The organism is Ancylobacter sp. 3268, assembly GCF_031456575.1.
Classification (GTDB): Bacteria; Pseudomonadota; Alphaproteobacteria; order Rhizobiales; family Xanthobacteraceae; genus Ancylobacter.
Genome location: NZ_JAVDUX010000004.1, coordinates 305,393 through 327,571, shown reverse-complemented (window position 1 = coordinate 327,571; position 22,179 = coordinate 305,393). Strand labels below are relative to the sequence as shown.

Below are 22,179 nucleotides of genomic sequence, written 5' to 3'. Positions count from 1 at the left end.
CCTTTACCGCCCCCCGGCAGAGTATCGCCCACAGACCTGTTTCGCTCGCCCCCGGATGTTGCGTCGAAGCGACGGCTTCGGCGCATTGATCTTTTTGTCGGCTTTGTGAGTTGAACGGTTGAGGTATTGAGCGAGAACAGGGGCCGGATCTCGCCCCTGTTCGGGTTGACGGCGAGGAGCGGAGAGCATGATGTCCGGGCGTATGAATGGCGGCACCACGCTCCGTCTCGCGGCAATGGCGCGCACCTTGCTAGCGGGAACCGCGGTGTGGGCCGGGCTCTGTGTCCCCGGAGGAGTGGCGACCGGCACGGCCGGCGCGCGGGCGCAGGGCCTGTCGGAAGCCGGCATGCAGGGCGGCGCGGGTGCCGGGTTGACGGGCATCCCGACCTCGGCGGCGCGCGCCGGCAACGGCACCGCCGACAGCCTATACGCCTTCGATGCCGCCGCCGCCGGCATGCGCAGCGCCGGGCAGGGCGCGTCGCTGCTCGCCGCGCTCGGCGGCGAGCCGGCGCCGTTCGACATTAACGGCGCGCGCAGCCAGCCGCATCCGGCGGAGCCAGGGCCGGGCGCCGAACCCGCTGCCGCACCGGCAGCCCAGGAGGCCGCGCCCGCGCCGGCAATCGGTGCCGGGGCCCCGGCTCCGGGTGCCGCCACGCCGGGCGCCACGCAGCCGGCCACCGCCACCCCCGCGACGGCCATCGGCGTCTCGGCGACCGAGCCCGGCGCGGCCGCGGCGGTGGCGGCGCGCATCGGCGAGCTGATCGCCGACCAGCTGCCGCGCTTCGCCGCCCGCGCCAACGAGCAGCAGGCGCTCGCCGCCTTCTATGCCGAGCGCCAGTACCAGCCATTGTTCACCGCCGGGACCGCGTGGTCGCCGCTCGGCACGGCGGTGCAGCAGCAATTCGCCGCCTCCTGGCAGGATGGATTGCAGCCGGCCGATTATGAGGTGCCGGCGCTCGCCGCGCATCCGAGCGACGCCGAACTCGCTGCCGCCGAGCTTAAGCTGGCCTCGACGCTGATGCTCTATGCCCGCCATGTGCAGAGCGGGCGATTCGATCCCAAGCGCATCTCGGCCAATATCGATCCTTCGCCGACGGTGCCAGATCCGCGCGTCGTGCTCGCCGAGGTGGCCGGCGCAGCCGATGCGCGGGCGGTGCTCGCCGGCTACGCCCCGCAATATGACGAATACCGCCTGCTGAAGGCCCAGCTCGCCAGCCTGCAGGGCGAGCGGCGCGGGGCGCCGCCGCCGCACGTGCCGGCCGGCCCGACCCTGCGGCCCGGCGACGACGATCCTCGCGTGCCGGCGCTGCGCGCCCGGCTCGGCGTGCCCGGCGCGCCGACCGACACCTATTATTCGCCGGAACTGGTGGAGGCGGTGCGCGCCTTCCAGAGCTCCGTCGGCGAGCGTGCCGACGGCGCGGTCGGCCCGATGACGCTGGCGGCGCTGAACGATGCCGGCGAGGACCGCACCGCCGACATCATCGCCAATATGGAGCGCTGGCGCTGGCTGCCGCATGCGGTGGCGCCGACCTATGTGATCGTCAACATCCCCGAATACATGGTGCGCATCGTCGTCAACGAGCAGACGATCCATGAGACGCGGGTCATCGTCGGCAAGCCGGAGAACCAGACGCCGGTGATGACCGAGAACATGCAGTACACGGTGTTCAACCCGTCCTGGAACGTGCCGCCCGGCATCATGCGCAACGAGATGCTGCCGAAGCTGCGCTCCGACCCCTATGCGCTGGCCCGCCAGGGCATCGACGTGGTGCGCAACGGCCGCACCGTCGACCCCGGCACGGTGGACTGGAGCCGCGGCTCGCAGGGCTATTCCTTCCGCCAGCCGCCGGGCGAGCGCAACGCGCTGGGCAACATGAAGTTCATGTTCCCGAACAAGCACTCGGTCTATCTGCACGATACCCCGAACCGCTCGCTGTTCGCGCGCGACCAGCGCGCCCTCAGCCATGGCTGCGTGCGCGTGCACGAGCCGATGAAGTTTGCCGAGGTGCTGTTCTCGCTCGGCCTGCCGGGCGAGGGCTGGAACCAGCAGCGCATCTCCAAGCTGATCGGCGGCAAGGAGAAGTACCTCAACCTGAAGCAGCGCTTCCCGGTTCACCTCGTCTATTTCACCACCTATGTCGATGGCGACGGCCGGCTGGTGACCCGTCCAGACCTCTACGGCACCAATGCCGCCACCAAGACGATTCTCGGCATTGGCGGCGCGGCGCAGGTCGCCGACCGCGGCAACGCCCCGCAGCGCCGCTGATCGGCCGGGGCGACGGTAATACTGTGGTCTTGTCGACACGGCGGGCAGAAAAGTGGCCCGCCAGCGACCGATCTGACGCAATTTTGTTGATGCGGCACTCTTTCGCCACAGTCGCTTTTTAGCCAGAGTGCCAATGAGTGCGGGGGTTGGGCCGTAAACGTGCCCTTAACCAAACCTGACAAGACTATGTTCACCATGTCCGGGCTGGCGACGATGCCGGTTCGTCTCAAGGAAACGTTCGCTTATCGGGTTTGGGGTTCGTGCGCATCCATCAACGCTTCAATCACATCCGATCATCGCGTCTTCTGTCGCACCGCGTCGTCAAGGCGGCCGTTCTGGCTGCGCTGGTGACCGTCTGCGGCACCGACATGCTGCAGGACGCGGTCGCCAATGGCGATACCCGCACGCTGACGCTGCATCACGTCCATTCGGGCGAAAGCGCCACCGTCACCTTCAAGCGCAATGGCCGCTACGACCCGGCGGCGCTGAAGCAGCTCAACGTGCTGTTGCAGGATTGGCGGCGCAAGCAGCCGACCAATATGGACCCGCAACTGTTCGACATCGTGTGGGAGGTCTATCGCGAGACCGGCGCCACCCAGCCGATCGAGGTGATCGGCGGCTTCCGCTCGCCCGAGACCAACGCCATGCTCCGCGCCCGCTCGCGCGGCGTCGCCCAGACCAGCCTGCACATGCAGGGCAAGGCGATGGATTTCTACATTCCCGGCGTGCCGCTCTCCAAGATCCGCGAGGCGGGGCTGCGGCTCCAGCGCGGCGGCGTCGGCTTCTACCCGACCTCCGGCTCGCCCTTCGTGCATCTCGACACCGGCGGCGTGCGGCACTGGCCGCGCATGACCCGGCCCGAGCTCGCCCGCGTCTTCCCCAATGGCAAGACCGTGCATGTGCCCACCGATGGCAAGCCGATGTCCGGCTATGCCCTGGCGCTGGCCGAGGTCGAGGCGCGCGGCAAGGAGCCCGGCGGCGCCGGCGGCGCCTTCGCCGGCCTTGGCAGCGGCAACAATCCCAAGCCGAAGAACCTGTTCGCCGCGCTGTTCGGCAAGGGCGATTCCGAGGACGACGAGGAGAGCGCGGCGCCGGCCAGGGTTGCCGCTGCCCCGGCGCGTCCGGCCCCGGCCGCCGCGCCCGAGGCTCCGGCCCAGGCCCAGGCCCAGGCCCCGGCTGCGGCCGCCCCGGTGGCGGTGGCTGCCGCCGTTCCGCTGCCCAAGCCGGCGCCGCAGGCGCGCAATGCGCCGCTCGTGCCGGCCGAGGCGCCGGCGAACATCCCCTTCGCGGTGGCGTCCGCCACCCCGGCCGCCACCCCGGCGCCTGCCGCCTCGGCGGCGCTGGTGCCGCTGCCGACCGCTCGCCCAGGCGATGCGCCGAAAGCCGGTGCCGTCGTCGCCTCGCTGGCGCCAGTGGCGGTGCCGCTGCCGACCGCCCGGCCGTCCGAAGCGGGACGGCTGCCTGAACTCTTCGTCGCCAACGGCGCCAATGGGCAGGGCCCGGCGCTGGCCTATGCCTCGGCGACCGCCGGCGTGTTCCCCACCAACCGGCTGCAGCCGGGTCGCGCGGCGCAGCCGGCGCAGGTGCCGGGGGTGAATGCGCCGCTGGCGACGGGCCCGGCGCCGCATGCGCCGGCACGCGCCGCCGCCGGGTCGCCGAAAGCGACCGGCCCCTATACGCCGGAGATGCAGGCGGAGATTCGCGGGCTGTTCCTGAGCCCGACGGTGGCGACGCATGTGGTGATGCGGACGCCGGAACTGCGCCGCTTCGCCGCCTTCGTCGCGCCGCCGCGCCAGGTGGTGGCGGCGGGCTTCGGCAAGGATGGGTCCAACGGCCTGTCGACCAGCCGCTTCAGCGGTGCGGCGGTGGTCGCGGTGCCGGTGATCGCGGTGATCGACGGCCCGGCGCCGCTCGCCCGCAAGCTCTGACGGCCGGCTCAAGTACGGGGGCGGGCCTCCGGCCGGCGTCAATCCACGCGGCGTCTGACAGGCTCTTCAAGGAAAACGGCCCCGGCTGTGCAAGCCGGGGCCGTTTTCCATTGTTCCGGTCAGGCCCGCCGATCACAGCCGGTGCGGCGGTCGGCGGAGCGGCCCTGCCCTTGGCTCAGCTGCCGACCATGCCCAGCGCCTGCAGATAGAGGTCGACGATCGCCTCGTGCTCGGCGCGCTGGTCGGCGTCCTGCTTGCGGATCTTCAGGATCTCGCGTAGCGCCTTGACGTCGAAGCCGGTGCCCTTGGCTTCGGCGAACACGTCCTTGATGTCCTCGGAAATGGTCTTCTTCTCTTCCTCGAGGCGCTCGATGCGCTCGATGAAGGATTTCAGCTGTTCCTTGGCAAAGCCGGCGGCGGCATCGGACAGCGGCTGGTCGTTCGGAATGTCGGACATGGTTTCTCCCGCCGGAGCGATCCGGCTCGTCGGGTGATGAAAACGGGCGGCGATCAGGAGCGGAAGCGCTCGCCGGCGTCAAGTTCGCCAGGGGGAAGTGCGGGCGGCTGCGCCCGCTATCCACCGCCATGCACAGCTTCGACCGCGTCGGGCGGGCTCAGTGACCCGGACCCTTGAAGGCGGCCTGCTGCTCAGGCGTCGCCTCGGCCTGGTGCCTGGCCTTCCATTCCTCATAGGGCATGCCGTAGACGATCTCGCGGCTCTCGTCCTTGGTGAGCGGCAGGCCGCGCTCCCTGGCGGCGTCGAGATACCAGTTGGCAAGGCAGTTGCGGCAGAAGCCCGCGAGGTTCATCAGATCGATGTTCTGTACGTCGGTACGTCCGCGCAGATGCTCGACGAGGCGGCGGAAGGCGGCGGCTTCCAATTCGGTGCGGCTGGTCTCGCCGGGAGCGGTGATGTCGTCGGCCATGGAATCCTCCGGTCGGTTGCCCGCCGCGCTCAGGCGGCGGTCAGTTCGGCGATGTCGAGCGGCGCCACCGGCCCGGTGCGCGAGCCGAACAGCCGCCGCTCATGCAGTTCCGCGCCGGCCAGGATGCCGGGCAGCAGCTTTGCCAGCCGGTCGGCCCAGGCGATCTGGCCGTCGAGGTCGGCGATGAGATCCTGGCGGATCTCGATCAGCACATGGGCGAGGCCGGTGACGGTGCCGTGGCGATACAGGCAGTCATTCTTCAGCGCGCCGTCATAGGGCTCGTTGTCGCCGACGATGAGGTCGCCCTGCGCCTCCAGCCCCTCGATCAGCGGGCGGGCGAAGCGGGGGTCGAGGTCCCAGAGCAGGGCGACATGCCAGGGCCGCGGCGACCCGCGCCATACCGGGGTGAACGAGTGCACCGAGAAGATCGCCGGCACCACGCCGGTCGCCGTCATGCGGGCGATCTCGGCGGTGACGGCGCGATGATAGGGGCGGTGGAAATGATCGAGCCGGTAGGCGATCTCCGCCTCATCCACATGGCGGTTCGCGGGCACGATGGCGCCGTCGGACAGCCGCATCACCAGCGTCGGGTCGTCCTCGCCGCGATTGGGATCGATCAGCAACCGCGAGAAGTGCGACAGCACCGCCGGGCAGCCCAGCGCGCTCGCCAGCGCCCGCGTCACGCCGGCGGCGCCGATGTCGTAGCCGATGTGGCGCTCCAGTTCGGCGGGCGGCAGGCCGAGCGTGCCGTAGCGCGCCGGCAGGGCGTTCGAGGCGTGATCGCAGATGAGGAGAAGGCCGGCCGCAGCCTCGCCGTCGATGCGCTCGAACGGATGAAAGGCATCGTCGGCCGCGTCGAGCTCGGCGGGCGAGGGTTCATCGGAAAGATCGGGCCGGCGCATAATGTCCCATGCTACGAAAGTGGCGGCGGAGATAGTGACGAGCGGGCTCTGGTGCCATAGGAATACGCCCGTTTCGCGTCGCGCGGGAACCGGATTCGACCGATCCGCGCGCAAGAATGAAAGCTCGGCAGGGCAAGGTCAGGGGTTGCAATGACGGACGGATCGGCGCGCGCGTTTCTCGACAGGCTGTTCTCTGCGGCGGTGGCGGCTGCCCATCCTTCCACCTGTCTTCCCCCCGCGCTGCCCCCGCCGCCGGCTAACGGCCGGCTGATCCTGCTCGCCGCCGGCAAGGCGGCCGGCTCGATGCTGGAAGTCGCCGAATCCTATTATCTCGACCAGCACGGCTTCGATCCCGCGCGGCTCAAGGGCATCGGCGTCGCCCGCCATGGCTATGGCCGGCCAACCCGGCAGCTGGAGATGGTGGAGGCCGGCCATCCCGTGCCGGACGCCGCCGGGCTTGCCGGCGCGCAGAAGGCGCTCGACCTCGCCGCTTCGGCGACCGAGGAGGACCTGGTGCTGGTGCTGCTCTCCGGCGGCGCCTCGGCCAACTGGATCGCCCCGGCCTATGGCGTCGAGCTCGACGACAAGCGGGCGCTGACCAAGGCGCTGCTGCGTTCCGGCGCCAACATCACCGAGATCAACACGGTACGCAAGCACCTCTCACGCATCAAGGGCGGCCGGCTGGCGACGCTGGCGCAGCCGGCGCATGTGGTGACGCTGTCGATCTCCGACGTGCCGGGCGACGACCCGGCGGTGATCGGCTCCGGCCCGACCGTGCCCGATCCCTCGACGCTGGCCGAGGCGCGCGACGTGCTCGCCCGCTACCGCATCGATCCGCCGCCCTCGATCGCGGTGGCGCTGCGCGATGCGGCCAATGAATCGCCCAAGCCCGGCGATGCCGCCTTCGCCAATGCCGAGTATTATTTGGTCTCCCGGCCGTCCGACAGCTTCGTCGCCACCGATAAACTGGTGCGCGAGGCCGGCTACGAGCCGGTGCTGCTCGGCGACAATCTCGAGGGCGAGGCCCGCGAGGTGGCGGCGGCGCAGGCGGCGCAGGCGAAGGAACTCAAGGCCGCCGGCCGCAAGGCGGTGCTGATGTCCGGCGGCGAGCTCACCGTCACCATGCGCGGCAATGGCCGCGGCGGACCGAACCAGGAGTTCGCGCTGGCGCTGGCGGTGGCGCTGGACGGCGCGAGCCAGATCTATGCGGTCGCCGGCGACACCGACGGCACCGATGGCGGCGGCGGCGATGCCTCCGATCCTGCCGGCGCCTATGTCACGCCCGACACGCTGGCGCGCGCGGCGGCGGCCGGTCTCGATCCTGCCGCCTTTCTCGCCAATAACGATTCGACGGGCTTCTTCGAGGCGATCGGCGATCTGCTGACGCCGGGTCCTACCTGCACCAACGTAAATGATTTCCGTGCCGTTCTTGTCGATCCCTGACCTGCCCAAGCCGGGACAGCCGCGCCGGTGCGCGCGGCTGATGCTTGCCGCGCTCGTTGCCCTGCCGCTCCTGGCGACGCTTGCTCCCGTGCCGGCGGCGGCGGATTTCCGTCTGTGCAACCGCTCGAACAGCCGGGTCGGCATTGCCTTGGGCTACAAGGACGGCGAGGCGTGGGCGACCGAGGGCTGGTGGAACCTCGGTGCGCGCAGCTGCGAGACGCTGCTGCGCGGCGATCTGGTGGCGCGGTTCTATTACGTCTATGCGATGGATTACGACCAGGGCGGGGAATGGGCCGGCAAGGCCTTCATGTGCACCCGCGACAAGGAATTCACCATTCGCGGCATCGAGAACTGCCTGGCGCGCGGCTTCGACCGCACCGGCTTCTTCGAGGTGGATACGCAGGAACAGAAGAGCTGGACGGTGCAGCTGACCGAGGGGGGCCAGAAGCCCACCGCGCAGGCCGGGGGCGCCGCCGCGCCGCTGCCGCCGGCGAAGGCGCCGTAGACGCGCTGCACGGGCGTTTCGATGGGGCTTCTTTTGGCGGCTCCAGCATGGAGTTCGACGGCTGTCGTCGGATTGCCGGCGTCGAGGATGATCTCGCTCGTCGTGGCGAGACGCCTGGCGGAACCGCGGCGACGCATAACGCCGGGCGAATCATAACGCTGGGCCAAGCATCGATCGTTGCAGGGATGTTCCGCCGTTCGGCTGAATGCCGGGCCAGGCCGGATTTCTGCGCCTGTCCGTATGCCCTTGCTCTGGTGGAGCCCGGTTCTTGCCGGCTGGTGACGCGAGGCGCCGGAGCCGGGGGTGGCCGGCTTCGGCGAGGCGGCTGACCGGGCCGTGGACCGAAGGGCTCGGCCTTCCCCGGCAGCGGGCCGGCGGCTTCCCGGAGGACGCCGTCGGCGCGCGATAGGCCTCAATCCACCGGCAGCGCGGTGAAGCGCACCTGGCCGCCGGCGTCGCTGATCATCAGCAGCGCCGAGCGCCGGCCGTCCTTCTTCAGCGTGGCGATGCGGTTCTCCACGTCCTTCGGCGTGGCGGTCGCCTCCTGGTTCACCTCCAGGATGAGGTTGCCGGCGACGAGGCCGCGGTCGGCGGCGGGGGTGTTCGGCTGCACCGTCACGATCACCACGCCCTTGGCGTCGTCTTTCAGCTTGAACCGGCTGCGCAGCTCCGGCGTGAGCTCGGCGATCTCCAGCCCCATCAGCTTGGTGGTGGTCGCGGCGTCCGGCGCCGGCTTGTCGGGCGTCGCCGGGGCTTCGGTGTCGGCCGGCTTGTCGTTCTCGTCGAGGCGGCCGACGGCAAGCTTCAGGGTCTCTTCCTTGCCCTTGCGCACCACCACCACATCGACCTGCTTGTCGACCGGGGTATCGGCGACGATGATTGGCAGCGCGCGCATGTCCTTCACGTCCTTGCCGTCGAACTTGACGATGACGTCGCCGGCCTTGATGCCGCCCTTGGCGGCCGGGCCGTCGTCGGTCACCGAACCGACCAGGGCGCCGCGCGTCCTGCCGAGCGACAGGCTCTCGGCGATCTCGTCGGTCACCTGCTGGATGCGCACGCCGATCCAGCCGCGACGGGTCTCGCCGAACTCCTTCAGCTGGGCGATCACCGGCACCGCGGTATTGGCCGGCACCGCGAAGCCGATGCCGATCGAGCCGCCGGACGGCGAGATGATGGCGGTATTAATGCCTATGACGTTGCCATCCATGTCGAACAGCGGACCGCCGGAATTGCCGCGGTTGATGGCGGCGTCGGTCTGCAGGAAATTGTCGTAGGGGCCGGAATTGATGTCGCGGTTGCGCGCCGAGATGACGCCTACCGTCAGCGTGCCGCCGAGGCCGAACGGGTTGCCGATCGCCATCACCCAGTCGCCGACGCGCAAGACGTCGGAATCGCCGAACTTCACCGAGGTGAGCGTCTTGCCTTCCGGCGGCGTCACCTTGAGCAGCGCGAGATCGACCTTGGTATCGCGGCCGACCAGCTCGGCCTTGAGCCTGCTGCCGTCGGCGAAATTGGCATAAATCTCGTCGGCGTCGGCAATGACATGGTTGTTGGTGACGATGAAGCCGGCCGGGTCGATGACGAATCCCGAGCCGAGGGAGGAGACGCGCCGCGGCCGGCCGCCATTCTCCTCGCCCTGCTGCTGACGGCGCTTGAAGAATTCCTCGAAGAACTCCTCGAAAGGCGAGCCGGGCGGCAGTTCCGGGGTCGGCACGCTGCGCGAGGGTGCGACGGTCTGCGAGGTGGAGATGTTGACCACCGCGTCCATTACCCGCGCGGCGGTATCGGCGACGGTGTCCGGGCCCTTGGTGGCGGCGGCGAGCGCCGGGGCGGCAGCGCCGAACAGCAGGGACAGGCCGAGCATCGCGGCGAGCGACAGGTTGGAGAGAGCGGCGCCTCGATGGGGTGCGGACATGGTGCCTCCTTCGCGTCCCGACGGGATCGGCCCCTTCCGCTGCGGCGCGGAACAGGGCTTCATCGGCGAACGCTTAACCGGGGGCGGGCGCGATGCAAGCCAAAAGCGCGCGAGCCGCGCCGCGCGCCTTCGCGCGAGAGGCCGCCGGATGCGCAGGGCACCCGGCGGAAAGATCAGCCTCGAATGAGCCAGACCACCAGCAGGCCGACAAGGGCGCCGACGAGGCCGGCAATGCGCAGCGGCACGTCCGGCAGCTTCTCCATCGCCTCCATGGCGCGGCGCATCGCGCCGGGAGCGGCTGCCAGCATCAGGCCCTCGATGACCAGCACCAGACCGAGCGCGACGATGAGATCGGACATCGTCGCCCGAACTCAGTTCGCCGGCTGGGCGGGGGCTGCCGCGGCGCCGGGCGCCGGGGGGACAGCCGCCGGGTTGGGCGCGTTGAAGAAGCGGAAGAAGTCCGAGGTCGGCGAAACGACCATGCGGGTATCGGTGTTCTTCATCGCTTCCTCATAGGCCTGCATCGACCGGTAGAAGTCGAAGAAGCCCTTATCCTGCCCGTAAGCCTGCGCGAAAATCTCGTTGCGCTGGGCTTCGCCCTCGCCGCGCAGCTTGTCGCCGGCGGCGTTGGCCTCGGCGACGATGATCGTCGAGTCGCGGTCGGCGCGCGAGCGGATGGTCTGCGCCTGTTCGCCACCCTGGGCGCGGATCTCCGAGGCCTCCCGCTGACGCTCGGTCTGCATGCGCTGGAACACCGCCTGGCTGTTGGCCTCCGGCAGGTCGGCGCGCCGAATGCGCACATCGATGACGTTGATGCCGAAATTCGCGGCCTCGCGGTTCACCTGGTCGCGGATGCGGGTCATCAGCGTCTCGCGCTCGTCGCGCACCACCTGGATGAAGGTGCTTTCGCCGAGGACACGGCGCAGCGACGAGTTCAGGATGGTGGCGAGGCGGGAATTGGCGCCCTCCACGGTGCCCACCGCCTGGTAGAAGCGCAGCGGGTTGGTGATGCGGTAGCGGGCGAAGGCATCGACCACCAGACGCTTCTGGTCGGCGGCGATCACTTCCTGAGAGGGATTCTCGAGGTCGAGGATGCGCTTGTCGATGAAGATCACACTGTCGACCAGCGGGATCTTGGCATTGAGGCCGGGCGTTTCGATGACGCGGATGGGCTCGCCGAAACGCAGCACCAGCGCCTGCTGGGTCTGGTACACGGAGAACAGCGCCGAGAACAGCACGATGGCGGCAAGCGCGACGACGACGGCAAGGACGAGACCGAAGCTGTTTCTCATTTCGCGGCTCCCTGCGCGGCGGGGGTCGTCGGGCGGGGTTCGAGGGCGCCGAGCGGCAGATAGGGCACGACGCCCTGGCCGCCGGTTCCGTTGGCCTGCGTATCGAGGATCACCTTGTCCATGCCGGCGAAGATGCGTTCCATGGTTTCGAGATAGAGGCGCTGACGGGTCACGTCCGGCGCCTTCTGATATTCGGCGAGCACGCTGAGGAAGCGCGAGGCTTGGCCTCGGGCCTCGATGATGGCGCGCTCCTTGTAGCCCTGCGCGCCCTGGGTGATGCGGGCGCTCTCGCCGCGCGCCTCGGGGACGACGCGGTTGGCATAGGCCTGCGCCTCGTTCTGCAGCCGTTCGGCGTCGGCGCGGGCGGCCTGCACGTCGCGGAAGGCGTCGATGACCTGCTGCGGCGGATCGACCTTCTGCAGCTGGACCTGGGTGACCAGCACGCCGGACAGGTATTCGTCCAGCGTCCGCTGCATCAGGTCGTGCACCGCGGTTTCGATGTTCTGGCGGGCGCCGGTGAGGATCGGCTGGATGTTGGTGCGGCCGACCACCTCGCGCATGGCGCTTTCCGCCACCGCCTTGATGGTGCCTTCCGGATTCTGGACGTTGAACAGGAAGTTCGCCGCGCCGATATCCTCGGTCGAGCCGGGGGCGGCGGGCTTCACCATCCAGAACACCGCGAAGTCGACATCGACGATGTTCTCGTCGCCGGTGAGCATCAGGCTCTCTTCCGGCACGTCGCGCATGGCGGCGCCGCGGCGCGGATCGTCACCCGAGCGGATGCCGATGTCGATGCGGTTGACGCGGGTCACCTGCGGGGTCAGCACCGTCTCGATCGGGTAGGGGAGGTGGTAGTTCAGGCCGGGATTGGACGTGGAGACGAACTTGCCGAAACGCAGCACCACGCCCTGCTCATCGGGCTCGACGCGGTAGAAGCCGGAGAGCAGCCAAACCACGACGGCGATCGCCACGATGGCGAGAATGCCTTTGCCGCTGCCGAAGCCGCCGGGCACGACGGTGCGCAATTTTTCCTGGCCGCGACGGATCAGATCTTCGAGATCGGGAGAGTTCGGACCCGGCGATTGCGGGCCACTGCCCCAGGGACCACGCGGACCACCACCCCATGGTCCGCCGCTCTGGTTCTTCCACGGCATACGCGCCAACTCCCGTTTGCGTGCCCGATGGGTCCAGGCTCGCAAACGCAGAACCGTCAGACGCTATCGTGCTGAAAAGGCCACGCGCCCCTGACATGAGAAGACGCGACGACGGCGGTTATAGGTGACGCTGCACCCGGATACAACGCGCCGTCGCGTACGCTGATATGGTATGGCGGGATTGTTACGCAACGTTAGGGCGGGAAGCCGCGTTGCGCTCGGTGGCTTCCGATGTTTCGCGGCGCGCCGGCGTCGCACGATAATGGGCGAGCACATAGAGGCGGATCGCGGATGACAGGTTGCCCTGGTTGCGTCCGGAATCGATCGACGCGACGATATCCGACAACGTGCTGCGCTTCTCGGACGCAATCTCCTTCAGCGCATCCCAGAACTGATCCTCGAGGCTGACGCTCGTCTTGTGACCGGCAATGACGATCGACCGTTTAACCACGGGGCTCTTCATGTTTCGTCCTCTCGAATTCGCCTATGCCCATCCAAGGCCGCGTCGCGCTTCTGCTTCGCGGCGTCGTCGGCGTTCCTCTGCACCTTCGACACCCCGAACGCCAAACGCCGCTCTGCGGCGGTTAGTTCCGCGGCCTCGCGCGCTTTTTTCTTGCGGTAACGCCGCAGGTTGATCAGGTCGGCCACGTCGTCTCCCCCATCGGCCCTGCACGACCGCCCTGGACCGAAACGAGCGCCGATCCCGCCCTCGCTTCCAGTCTAGCGCCGCGCCGGTTCAAGCTGAGATGTAAAAACGCTTCTGTCACAGAATAAACCTAAGATAAACGTCGAAAGTTATTGCGAAAATAAAAGCGTTTTTCTTTATACCGCATGGCTGTGGCGGCATTCTGTTCATTTCCTTCCCTTCCCTCGGTAAGGCCAAGGGCGCGGCGCGCGGGCGGAGGTATCCGGCCGCTGTTCACGTCTTCGTGAAGCATCGACGTCGGTGGCGGGCAGCGGAAGCGGCCGATGGCCGGGCCTCGTCCGAGGTCGCATTTGCGGGCTGGCGCGCCCATGCTAAACCGGCGCCGCGCCGCGCTACGCCGCCCCTTCGGGCGATGTGCCGGCCAATGCCTGTAGCGCCCGATCCGAAAGGCTTCCCATGACGACGACCCGTATCGAAACCGATACTTTCGGCCCCATCGAGGTTGAGAGCGACAAGTATTGGGGCGCGCAGGCGCAGCGTTCGCTCGGCAATTTCAAGATCGGCTGGGAAAAGCAGCCGCTGCCGGTTGTCCGCGCGCTCGGCATCGTCAAGCGGGCGGCGGCGGAGACCAATCTCGAACTCGGCCGGCTCGACCCGGCGCTGGCCAAGGCGATCATCGCCGCGGCGCAGGAGGTGATCGAAGGCAAGCTCGACGCGCATTTCCCACTCGCCGTATGGCAGACGGGATCCGGCACCCAGTCCAACATGAACGCCAATGAGGTGATCTCGAACCGCGCGATCGAGATGCTGGGCGGCGTGCAGGGCTCCAAGAAGCCGGTGCACCCGAACGACCACGTCAATATGAGCCAGTCGTCGAACGACACCTATCCCACCGCGATGCACATCGCCTGCGCGGAGGAGATCGTTCACCGGCTGCTCCCCGCACTCTCGCAGCTGCGCAACGCCTTGAACGACAAGGCGCGCCAGTGGGCTGGCATCATCAAGATCGGCAGGACGCACACGCAAGATGCCACCCCCCTCACTATGGGGCAGGAGTTCTCCGGTTACACGCAGCAGGTCGAGAACGGCATCTCGCGGATCGAACAGACCCTGCCGGCGCTGATGCAGCTCGCGCAGGGCGGCACCGCGGTCGGTACCGGGCTCAACGCACCGGTGGGCTTCGCCGAGAAGGTGGCCGAGCACATCGCCGCCATCACCGGCCTGCCCTTCACCTCCGCGCCTAACAAGTTCGAGGCGCTGGCCGCCCATGACGCCATGGTGTTCTCGCACGGGGCGATCAACACGGTGGCGGCCTCGCTGTTCAAGATCGCCAACGACATCCGCCTGCTCGGCTCCGGCCCGCGCTCCGGCCTCGGCGAGCTCTCCCTGCCGGAGAACGAGCCGGGCTCCTCGATCATGCCGGGCAAGGTGAACCCGACCCAGTGCGAGGCGATGACCCAGGTCTGCGTGCAGATCTTCGGCAACAATGCGGCGCTCACCTTCGCCGGCAGTCAGGGGCATTTCGAGCTGAACGTCTACAACCCGGTGATGGCCTACAACTTCCTGCAGTCGGTGCGGCTGATGGCGGATGCGGCGGTCAGCTTCACCGAGAACTGCGTCGTCGGCATCGAGGCGCGCGAGGACAACATCAAGGCGGCGCTGGAGCGCTCGCTGATGCTGGTCACCGCGCTCGCCCCGAAGATCGGCTACGACAACGCCGCCAAGATCGCCAAGACCGCGCACAAGAACGGCACCACGCTGCGCGAGGAGGCGGTCGGCGGCGGCTATGTCAGCAACGAAGAGTTCGATGCGGTGGTACGGCCGGAGAAGATGATTTCTCCGGGCTGATCCATTCATCTGCCATTCATCTGGCTGAATGAGCTGTTCATATAAGTAAACAAATAGTCTTCGTTTCACATTACCGAAGTTTCATTTGAGGCTTCGGGCAATCCGCGCCAATATCGGCCTCATCGAAATGGAGATGAGGCCGATGAAACGCACCGTTCTCGCCGCTACTGCCGCCGTGCTGCTTGCCGGCGTCAGCTTTGGCATCGCCGCGCCCAATGGTCCGGCCGGAGGCCCGGGGCGCCCCGCTCCCGAGCAGATGCAGCAGAATGCCGCCGCCATGACCGACGCCCGCATCGCGGCGCTCAAGGCGGGGCTGAAACTCACCGCGGATCAGGAAAAGCTGTGGCTGCCGCTGGAGGCGGCGCTGCGCGACTATGGCCAGCAGCGCTTCGAATGGCGGCAGGAGATGCGCGAGCGCCGCGAGGCGATGCGTGCCGAGCGTGGCGCGCGCCCGGGCGGTCCCGGCCCGCAGGCCGATGCCGGCGCACCTCCGCCGCCTCCCGGCGCCGGGGCCCCGCCTCCGCCTCCGCCCGGCGGCCCCGCTCCGCAGGCGGGTGCCGGAGCGCCGCCCCCACCGCCTCCTGGTGCCGGACCCGAAGGTCCGCGCGGATTTGGTCCCGAGCGCGACGTCGTCGCCCGGCTGGGCGAGCGGGCGAACCGCCTCCTTGCGGAGGGCACGTCGCTGAAGGAACTCGCGGACGCGGCGGCGCCGCTCTATGCCAGCCTCGACGACGGCCAGAAGCACCGCTTCGCCGTGCTGTTCCGCGAGGCACGGGGTGACCGCCAAGCCGAATGGCGCCGCGACCGGCACCACGGGCCGCAGCGCGGTCATGGCTGGGAGCGCGCCGACCGCCGCGAGTTCGGCCGCCCGCCGCATGGCGGTCCCGGCATGCCGCCTCCGGACGGGCCGGATGCCGGCCCGCAGCGGCTGTAGCGCTGCCGCGATCCGGTCAATCTGACCGGGCTGGATTCCCCGACCGTTTCACTCGCCGCCGGCCGCGTGCCGGCGGCTTTTTCAGTTTTCCGGGGGCTCGGCCGCGCCGGCGAGTTCTCGCAGCGCGGGGCCGGAAAGGGAGTGCAGCATCCACGCCGATTTCGGCCGGGCGCCCAGCGCGCGATAGACGCGGAGCGCCGGCTCGTTCCAGTCAAGCACCGACCATTCGAAGCGGCCGAGCCCTTCCTCGACGCAGCGGCGGGCCAGACGGCGCATCAGCGCCTTGGCGATACCCCGGCCGCGAAAGGCCGGCCGCACGAACAGATCTTCGAGATAGATGCCGTGCCGGCCGGCGAAGCTGGAGAAATTGTAGAACCACAGCGCGACACCGGCCGGAGCGCCCTCCCATTCGGCGATGTCGCAGAACGCCTTCGGCGCGGCGCCGAACAGGGCCTCGGCAATGTCGGCCTCGCTCGCCTCGACCTCGTGCAGCAAATGCTCATATTCGGCCAGCTCGCGGATGAACGAATAGATCAGCGCGGCGTCTTCCGGCCGCGCCGGGCGAAGGGTGAGGCTCATTCTGGGCGGCTCCCGCGGCGAAAGCCTCAGATCGCCACCGGCGCCTTGATGGCCGGATGCGGATCATAGCCTTCCACGGCGATGTCCTCGAAGCGGAAGGCGAACAGATCGGTGACCGACGGATTCAGTTTCAGCGTCGGCAACGGGCGCGGCGCGCGCGACAATTGCTGGTGCGCCTGCTCGACATGGTTGGAATAGAGGTGGAGGTCGCCGAAGGAATGCACGAAGTCGCCCGGCTTCAGCCCGGTCACCTGCGCAACCATGTGGGTCAGCAGCGCGTAGCTGGCGATGTTGAAGGGGACGCCGAGAAAGGCGTCGGCCGATCGCTGATACAGTTGGCAGGACAGCTTGCCGTCAAGCACGTAGAACTGGAACAGGCAATGGCAGGGCGGCAGCGCCATCTGCGGCACATCGGCCGGATTCCAGGCCGAGACGATCAGCCGGCGCGAATCCGGATTGCGGCGGATGTCGGCGACCACCTGGGCGATCTGGTCGATCACCCCGCCATGGCCGTCCGGCCACGAGCGCCACTGGTGGCCGTAGACCGGCCCGAGGTCGCCGTTGGCGTCGGCCCATTCATCCCAGATCGAGACGCCGTTTGCCTTCAGATAGGCGATGTTGGTGTCGCCGGCGAGGAACCACAGCAGCTCATGGACGATCGATTTCAGGTGCAGCTTCTTGGTGGTGACGAGCGGAAAGCCCTCGGCGAGGTCGAAACGCATCTGATGGCCGAACACCGAGAGGGTGCCGGTGCCGGTACGGTCGTCCTTGCGGATTCCCTCGGCGAGGAGGCGTTCCAGAAGCTCGTGATATTGCCGCATGTCGCGCCACCATAGGCTATCGGGATAGAGTGCCTACTAGATATAGCGCATGAAAGCGGGCGGCGCATGTGCCGCCCGCGGTCGCGGTGTGGAAAGCTGTGCGTTGCGCCGGTGCGCGCGGCCTTAGCGGCAATAGGTGTAGCTGCGCAGCAGGCCGACATTATTGGTCTTTTCGACCGTGTAGCAGGGCTGGCCGTTGAAGCCGCTGCGCGTGAGGCTCGGCATCACCCGCAGCGGCTGGTTGCCGTAGCCATGCACGATTTCGGCCCCGTAGGGATCGGCCGGCTCGACGGCGACATAGCGCTGGGAGGTGGTCACGTAGCGCGGATCGGTCCGCACGATCACCCGTTCACCCGAGGTGACATAGCCGGGCTGGTAATAGGTCGGGCCCGGCAGCGGATCATAGGCAGAGCCATAATTGCGAATATAGGTCTGCGCGGCGGCAGGGCCGGCGAGAGCGGCGATGCCGATCGACGTTGCGAGGGCGCCGGCGGCGAGGTGGGTGAATTTCATCGTATCGCTCCTTTTCTGCCCCCAACCATGTCCCCAGGACTGCGAAACAAACGGGCGAGCGCGCCGGTCGTTCCCTCGGGTGGCGGTTTTCCCGTCCCGCCCGGCGTCGGCGCCATCGCCGAGATGCGGCTGCGGCGGTATTCCGGGGAACCGCGAGCCCTCGCGGCGGTTGTTGTGCAAAGCGCGCCCGCGGCGCCGGCCCATCGACGGCCGCCGCGACATGAGGGGAGAAAGCCGATGACCATCCACAGCCCGGAAGATCTGAAGATCGCGCTTTATCGGGCGCGCGTGCATCTGAGCCTGCTCGAGGCCGATCCGACGCATCCGCTCGATCTGTCGGTGGTCGGCGGCCGCTCGACGCCGATGCTGATCCTGCGCGGCGATGAGGAATTGCGTAGCGCCCATTCCGACGCAACGCTCAGCTACGATCTGATGCGCGACCTGATGATGGCCGCATTGCAGGCGCGTATCGACGAGCTGGCGGAGAAGCTCGGAGTCGGCGTGGGCGATATCCCGCTCGACAAGCTGCAATATGGCGACCAGACCGAAGCATGATCCGGGGATGACGGCGCCTTGGCGGCGGCAATGCGCGCATGACCCCTTTCAACCGGACGCGCGCCCGCCTATATTCAACGTGCCGGCGCAAGCCGGATATGGCGATAAACGGCCATCGGAATAAACCCTTCGGACCCGGGGGCAGTACCCGGCGCCTCCACCCGAGCCCAGATGCGCGCATCGCCTGCGCGGCGCTGGGCTCCGGCGGGGGCGAAACAGGATCGACGAGGGCGTAAAGGGTGGGCTTTCGCTCGGCATGGTACCGCCGTCATCGGACCGAACATATAGTTGCCAACGACAACTATGCTCCGGTTGCTCAGGCCGCGTGAGCGGTTTGATCTCTGGGAAATAAGTCCTTGCGGGTAGCACTGTAAGGCGGGGTTCGGAGGCACCTGGCAACAGAAGCCTCCACTTAACCTCTCGTCCATCAAATTTATCGCCTCCATGGCGGCACAGGCTGGCAACGACGGCCGGAATCGGGTTCATTGCCCTCATGAGCGTCGACCTTATCCGCTACGATCTCCTGGTTCAGGAAGCCCTGCGCGCCGTGGTGCGCCGCGTGCTGACCGATGTCGCGCGCGACGGGCTGCCGGGCGATCATCATCTCTACGTTTCCTTCGATACCTGCGCTCCCGGCGTGCGGCTCTCCGCGCGCCTGAAGGAGAAGTATCCGGAGGAGATGACCATCGTCCTCCAGCACCAGTTCTGGGACCTGGTTGTTACCGAGCTCTTCTTCGAGGTCGGCCTGTCCTTCAACGGCATTCCCGAGCGCCTGCACGTCCCCTTCGACGCGCTCAAGGGCTTCTTCGATCCGTCGGTGAAGTTCGGGCTGCAATTCGAGCCGCCGCCGTCCGCGGAGGACGATGCCGAGGCCGGGACGCCCGCCGCCACCATGGGGGGCGCCGAGGTGGCGAGCCTGGCCGATGCGCGTCCGGCGGCGCGGGAGCCGTCAAAGGCCCCGGCGGCACCGCAGCCGCGGCCGGCCGCGGCGGGCGCGGCGGCCAAGGCCGAGACGGCGAAGGACAAGCCGGCTGCCGTGCCGGCTCCCAAAGCGGTGACCGGCTCCGGCGTTCCCAAGGCCGGGGCTGCCAGGCCCGATCCGGCCAAATCGGGCGACGGCAAGAGCGGTGATGCGAAAGCCGGCACCACGCCGGAGCCCGGCAAGTCGGATTCTGGCAAGCCGGGCGACAGCAAGCCTGACGACGTCAAGGAAGGCGGCGCGCAGGTGGTCCGGCTCGACGCATTCCGCAAAAAGTGACGGACGGCGGCCTGCCGGCGGCGCTTCCGCCGCGTTTCACCCGGCCGGGAGCGGCGGTTTCATGAGCGAACAGTACGACGTCGTGGTGGTCGGCGCCGGTGCCGCCGGCCTGGCGGCCGGTGCACGGCTGCACCGGGCCGGGATCAAGGTGCGGGTGATCGAGGCGGCGGGCCGCACCGGGGGACGCGCCTTCACCGATACCGCCAGCTTCGGCTTCGCCTGGGATCGTGGCTGCCACTGGCTGCATTCGGCCTCCGTCAATCCGCTGCGCGCGGCTGCCGACGAACTCGGTTTCGGCTATCTGGCGCGCGGCACGCGGCAGGCGCGGGTAACCCATCTCGGCGACCGCTGGGCCGACGAGGCCGAGCGTCACGCCATCTGGGCTGCGATCGATGGCACCTTCTCTGCCGTGCACGCGGCCGGCGAGGCGGGGCGCGACATCGCCGCCAGCGAGTGCCTCGATCTCTCAAGCCCCTGGCTGCGGCTATCCCGCCATTGGCTGACCTTGATGACCGCGGCCGAGGCCGAACAGGTCTCCACGCTCGATTACGCCGCCTATTCCGATACGGCGGAGAATTACCCGGTCGAGCGCGGCTATGGCGCGCTGGTGCAGGCGGTGGCGGCGCGGTCCGCCCCCGCGCTCGATATCGTCACCTCCTGCCCGGTGGAGGCGGTGGACTGGTCCGGATCCGGGGTGGCGCTGGCGACGCCGCGCGGCACGCTGAAGGCCCGCTACGCCATTGTCGCGGTGCCGACCAGCGTGATGGCGAAGGGAGCGATCCGCTTCAATCCCGGCCTGCCGGTAGTGCTGGAGGAGGCGTTCGCGGCGCTGCCGCTCGGCGCGGCGGAGAAGGTGGCACTGCTGTTCGACCGCGACGTGTTCGGCCAGCCGCCCACCACCTATGTCGATACGCTCGATCTGCGCGCTCCGACCCGCAAGCCGATCAATTTCACGCTGAATCCGTTCGGCGCGCCGATGGCGATCGGCCAGCTTGGCGGCGCCAACGCTGCCGGGCTCGTCGCCGCCGGTGCCGAGGCGATGGTGGATTTCGCCCTGGCGGCGCTGGTCGATGCCTTCGGCGCCGATATACGTGCGCGGGTGAAAGGCACGGCGACCACCGGCTGGGTCGCCGACCCGCTGATCGGCGGTGCCTATAGCTGCGCGCTGCCGGGTCTTGCGCCGCTGCGGGCGCGGCTGTCGCCGGCTTCCGTGGCGCAGGCCATGGGTGGGCGGGTGCTGTTCGCCGGCGAGGCGGTCTCCGCCCATGCCTATTCGACGGCGCATGGCGCGCATCTCACCGGGCTGGCCGCCGCCGATGCGGTGATGGCCGCGTTGCAGGGAGCGGCGGCGTGAGCGTCGCGCTGGTGCTGGTCGCCGCCGTGGCCGCCAATGGAGTGATCGGGCGCGGCCCGGACCTGCCCTGGCGCATCTCCGGCGATCTGAAGCGTTTCCGCGTCATCACGTGGGGCAAGCCGATCCTGATGGGCCGGCGCACCTTTGATTCCATCGGCAGGCCGCTGCCCGGCCGGACCAGCATCGTCATCAGCCGCGACGCCGCCTTCCAGCCGGCCGCGGACATGGTGCGGGTGGTGCCGTCGCTGGAAGCGGCGCTCGACATCGGCGCGCGCGAGGCGGAACGGCTGGGCGTCGACGAGATGGCGGTGGTCGGCGGTGCGCAGATCTATGCGCAGGCGCTGCCGCTCGCTGCAAGGCTGCGGCTCACCGAGGTGCATGGCGAACCGGAGGGCGACGTGTTCTTCCCGGATTTCGACCGCGCGGCGTGGCGGGAGACCGACCGCGAGGGGCCTTTCCAGACCGGGAAGGACGAATACGCCTTCAGCTTCGTGGATTACACGCGGGCCTGAGGCGCCGCTCCTGATCGGCCGAATCCGCTCCCTGAAAGAGCGGACCGGCAAGGATCAGTTCGGCAAAAGTCAGATGGGCCTGCCCTCGACCGAGAGGGAGAGCGTCTCCTCCATGTTCTCGGCCTGCTCGAACTGCGGATAGATGTCGCGCGCCTTGCGCACCGCCTCCAGCGCGTGCTTTTCGTCGCCGAGGTCCTTGGCGATCAGCGCGATGCCCATCCAGGCCGCGTAATGGCGAGGCTCGCGGGCGATCACCTGCCGGAGGTCAGCGAGCGCATCGGCATAGTCCTGCTGGAGATAGAACACCGTCGCGCGCCGATTCCAGGCGTCGAGATGGTTGGGGTCGATCACCAGGATGCCATCGAGCAGCTGGAGGGCGAGGTCGTAATCCTTGGCCTGGGTGGCGATCGCCGCCCGGCTCATCAGCAGATCCACCGTCTCGCTGCCGGAAGGGGTCAGGGCGATGTCGATGCGGTCGGCAATGCTCTTCGCCGATTCCGGCGTCGGCGCCACCTTGAGGGCGGCGAACAGCGCATCGAGGCGTTTGGCGCGGTCGGGCTCGCCGGCGCCTGCGGCGTCGGGAGATTTGGACTGAGGCGAGTCGGCCTGAGGCGAGGCGGCCTGCGGATCGGCCGCCTGCGGCGCCGGTTCCGCCTTGGCGGCCGGCGGCGTCTCGGCCGGTGGCGCGGTCTGCGCCAGGGCGGCGAGCGGGGAGACGGTCAGAAACAGGACAGCAAAAAAGGCGCGCATGCCCCGAGTTTCGGGAAACATGGCGCCTTCGTCAATTGCCGGAAATGCCGCGCCGCGAAAACGTGATCGCGCCGCACG

The 22,179-nt window shown here is 68.6% G+C and carries 23 protein-coding genes and 1 other RNA gene; 11 read left to right on the top strand and 13 right to left on the bottom strand.

Annotated features, from left to right (window positions below; genetic code table 11):
• The first annotated feature begins 187 nt into the window (after positions 1 to 187).
• Positions 188 to 2,266: a L,D-transpeptidase family protein gene (locus tag J2X65_RS07825; protein WP_310199979.1), complete on the top strand. Its 2,079-nt coding sequence runs from the start codon at positions 188 to 190 to the stop codon at positions 2,264 to 2,266.
• Positions 2,267 to 2,526: 260 nt separating this feature from the next.
• Positions 2,527 to 4,194 carry a DUF882 domain-containing protein gene (locus J2X65_RS07820; RefSeq protein ID WP_310199976.1) on the top strand — a complete coding sequence of 556 codons (1,668 nt, stop codon included), beginning with the start codon at positions 2,527 to 2,529 and terminating at the stop codon, positions 4,192 to 4,194.
• A gap of 175 nt (positions 4,195 to 4,369) precedes the next feature.
• Here the strand turns inward: J2X65_RS07820 and J2X65_RS07815 are convergent, their stop codons facing one another.
• From J2X65_RS07815 to J2X65_RS07805, 3 genes are all read right to left on the bottom strand, one after another.
• Complete coding sequence (locus tag J2X65_RS07815; protein ID WP_213354340.1) at positions 4,370 to 4,651, bottom strand: DUF2312 domain-containing protein; 282 nt, start codon at positions 4,649 to 4,651, stop codon at positions 4,370 to 4,372.
• Between the two features lie 157 nt (positions 4,652 to 4,808).
• Positions 4,809 to 5,120 (bottom strand): DUF1244 domain-containing protein, encoded by a 312-nt coding sequence (locus J2X65_RS07810; protein WP_310199974.1) that lies wholly within the window; start codon positions 5,118 to 5,120, stop codon positions 4,809 to 4,811.
• A 29-nt stretch (positions 5,121 to 5,149) separates the two neighbouring features.
• Positions 5,150 to 6,022: an N-formylglutamate amidohydrolase gene (locus J2X65_RS07805; RefSeq protein WP_310199972.1), complete on the bottom strand. Its 873-nt coding sequence runs from the start codon at positions 6,020 to 6,022 to the stop codon at positions 5,150 to 5,152.
• Between the two features lie 150 nt (positions 6,023 to 6,172).
• On the opposite strand from J2X65_RS07805, the gene J2X65_RS07800 reads away from it, so the two are divergent.
• Both J2X65_RS07800 and J2X65_RS07795 read left to right on the top strand, forming a co-directional pair.
• The gene (locus J2X65_RS07800; RefSeq protein WP_310199970.1) at positions 6,173 to 7,465 is read left to right on the top strand and encodes a glycerate kinase; all 1,293 of its coding nucleotides are present in this window, start codon (positions 6,173 to 6,175) and stop codon (positions 7,463 to 7,465) included.
• 40 nt (positions 7,466 to 7,505) lie between these two features.
• The gene (locus J2X65_RS07795; RefSeq protein ID WP_310200085.1) at positions 7,506 to 7,970 is read left to right on the top strand and encodes a DUF1036 domain-containing protein; all 465 of its coding nucleotides are present in this window, start codon (positions 7,506 to 7,508) and stop codon (positions 7,968 to 7,970) included.
• A gap of 412 nt (positions 7,971 to 8,382) precedes the next feature.
• Here the strand turns inward: J2X65_RS07795 and J2X65_RS07790 are convergent, their stop codons facing one another.
• From J2X65_RS07790 to J2X65_RS07765, 6 genes are all read right to left on the bottom strand, one after another.
• Positions 8,383 to 9,885, bottom strand: a complete 1,503-nt coding sequence (locus J2X65_RS07790) for a Do family serine endopeptidase (RefSeq protein ID WP_404977679.1) — start codon at positions 9,883 to 9,885, stop codon at positions 8,383 to 8,385.
• Between the two features lie 173 nt (positions 9,886 to 10,058).
• Positions 10,059 to 10,244 (bottom strand): DUF2065 domain-containing protein, encoded by a 186-nt coding sequence (locus J2X65_RS07785; RefSeq protein ID WP_213362944.1) that lies wholly within the window; start codon positions 10,242 to 10,244, stop codon positions 10,059 to 10,061.
• A 12-nt stretch (positions 10,245 to 10,256) separates the two neighbouring features.
• Positions 10,257 to 11,177 carry a protease modulator HflC gene (locus J2X65_RS07780; protein WP_310199966.1) on the bottom strand — a complete coding sequence of 307 codons (921 nt, stop codon included), beginning with the start codon at positions 11,175 to 11,177 and terminating at the stop codon, positions 10,257 to 10,259.
• The gene (gene hflK, locus J2X65_RS07775) at positions 11,174 to 12,331 is read right to left on the bottom strand and encodes an FtsH protease activity modulator HflK (protein ID WP_310199964.1); all 1,158 of its coding nucleotides are present in this window, start codon (positions 12,329 to 12,331) and stop codon (positions 11,174 to 11,176) included. The genes J2X65_RS07780 and hflK overlap by 4 nt, the downstream gene beginning before the upstream one ends.
• 184 nt (positions 12,332 to 12,515) lie before the next feature.
• Positions 12,516 to 12,794, bottom strand: coding sequence for a ribbon-helix-helix domain-containing protein (locus J2X65_RS07770; protein ID WP_310199962.1), 279 nt, complete (start codon positions 12,792 to 12,794; stop codon positions 12,516 to 12,518).
• Complete coding sequence (locus J2X65_RS07765) at positions 12,791 to 12,979, bottom strand: DUF4169 family protein (protein WP_310199960.1); 189 nt, start codon at positions 12,977 to 12,979, stop codon at positions 12,791 to 12,793. The genes J2X65_RS07770 and J2X65_RS07765 overlap by 4 nt, the downstream gene beginning before the upstream one ends.
• A 454-nt stretch (positions 12,980 to 13,433) precedes the next feature.
• Here J2X65_RS07765 and fumC point away from each other — a divergent pair, with 454 nt between their 5' ends.
• Together fumC and J2X65_RS07755 are read left to right on the top strand one after the other, a co-directional pair.
• On the top strand, positions 13,434 to 14,825 hold the full coding sequence (gene fumC / locus J2X65_RS07760; protein ID WP_310199958.1) for a class II fumarate hydratase: 1,392 nt from the start codon (positions 13,434 to 13,436) through the stop codon (positions 14,823 to 14,825).
• A gap of 142 nt (positions 14,826 to 14,967) precedes the next feature.
• Positions 14,968 to 15,759: a hypothetical protein gene (locus J2X65_RS07755; protein WP_310199954.1), complete on the top strand. Its 792-nt coding sequence runs from the start codon at positions 14,968 to 14,970 to the stop codon at positions 15,757 to 15,759.
• Between the two features lie 81 nt (positions 15,760 to 15,840).
• Here the strand turns inward: J2X65_RS07755 and J2X65_RS07750 are convergent, their stop codons facing one another.
• The 3 genes from J2X65_RS07750 to J2X65_RS07740 all read right to left on the bottom strand — a co-directional run bounded on the left by J2X65_RS07750 (position 15,841) and on the right by J2X65_RS07740 (position 17,672).
• Positions 15,841 to 16,338, bottom strand: a complete 498-nt coding sequence (locus J2X65_RS07750) for a GNAT family N-acetyltransferase (RefSeq protein ID WP_310199952.1) — start codon at positions 16,336 to 16,338, stop codon at positions 15,841 to 15,843.
• Positions 16,339 to 16,364: 26 nt separating this feature from the next.
• Positions 16,365 to 17,159, bottom strand: a complete 795-nt coding sequence (locus J2X65_RS07745) for a thymidylate synthase (RefSeq protein WP_310199950.1) — start codon at positions 17,157 to 17,159, stop codon at positions 16,365 to 16,367.
• A gap of 123 nt (positions 17,160 to 17,282) precedes the next feature.
• A complete protein-coding gene (locus J2X65_RS07740; protein ID WP_310199948.1) occupies positions 17,283 to 17,672 on the bottom strand; it encodes a hypothetical protein in 390 nt (129 codons plus the stop codon).
• A gap of 237 nt (positions 17,673 to 17,909) precedes the next feature.
• On the opposite strand from J2X65_RS07740, the gene J2X65_RS07735 reads away from it, so the two are divergent.
• The 5 genes from J2X65_RS07735 (at position 17,910) to J2X65_RS07715 (ending at position 21,351) form a co-directional block, all read left to right on the top strand.
• Complete coding sequence (locus J2X65_RS07735) at positions 17,910 to 18,227, top strand: hypothetical protein (RefSeq protein WP_310199946.1); 318 nt, start codon at positions 17,910 to 17,912, stop codon at positions 18,225 to 18,227.
• Positions 18,228 to 18,269: 42 nt separating this feature from the next.
• Positions 18,270 to 18,640: a transfer-messenger RNA gene (gene ssrA, locus J2X65_RS07730) on the top strand.
• Between the two features lie 80 nt (positions 18,641 to 18,720).
• Complete coding sequence (locus J2X65_RS07725) at positions 18,721 to 19,485, top strand: ClpXP protease specificity-enhancing factor SspB (protein ID WP_310199944.1); 765 nt, start codon at positions 18,721 to 18,723, stop codon at positions 19,483 to 19,485.
• 61 nt (positions 19,486 to 19,546) lie between these two features.
• The gene (locus J2X65_RS07720; protein ID WP_310199942.1) at positions 19,547 to 20,839 is read left to right on the top strand and encodes an NAD(P)/FAD-dependent oxidoreductase; all 1,293 of its coding nucleotides are present in this window, start codon (positions 19,547 to 19,549) and stop codon (positions 20,837 to 20,839) included.
• Positions 20,836 to 21,351: a dihydrofolate reductase gene (locus J2X65_RS07715; RefSeq protein WP_310199940.1), complete on the top strand. Its 516-nt coding sequence runs from the start codon at positions 20,836 to 20,838 to the stop codon at positions 21,349 to 21,351. The genes J2X65_RS07720 and J2X65_RS07715 overlap by 4 nt, the downstream gene beginning before the upstream one ends.
• Positions 21,352 to 21,420: 69 nt before the next feature.
• Here the strand turns inward: J2X65_RS07715 and J2X65_RS07710 are convergent, their stop codons facing one another.
• Complete coding sequence (locus tag J2X65_RS07710; RefSeq protein ID WP_310199938.1) at positions 21,421 to 22,101, bottom strand: tetratricopeptide repeat protein; 681 nt, start codon at positions 22,099 to 22,101, stop codon at positions 21,421 to 21,423.
• Between the last annotated feature and the right edge of the window lie 78 nt (positions 22,102 to 22,179).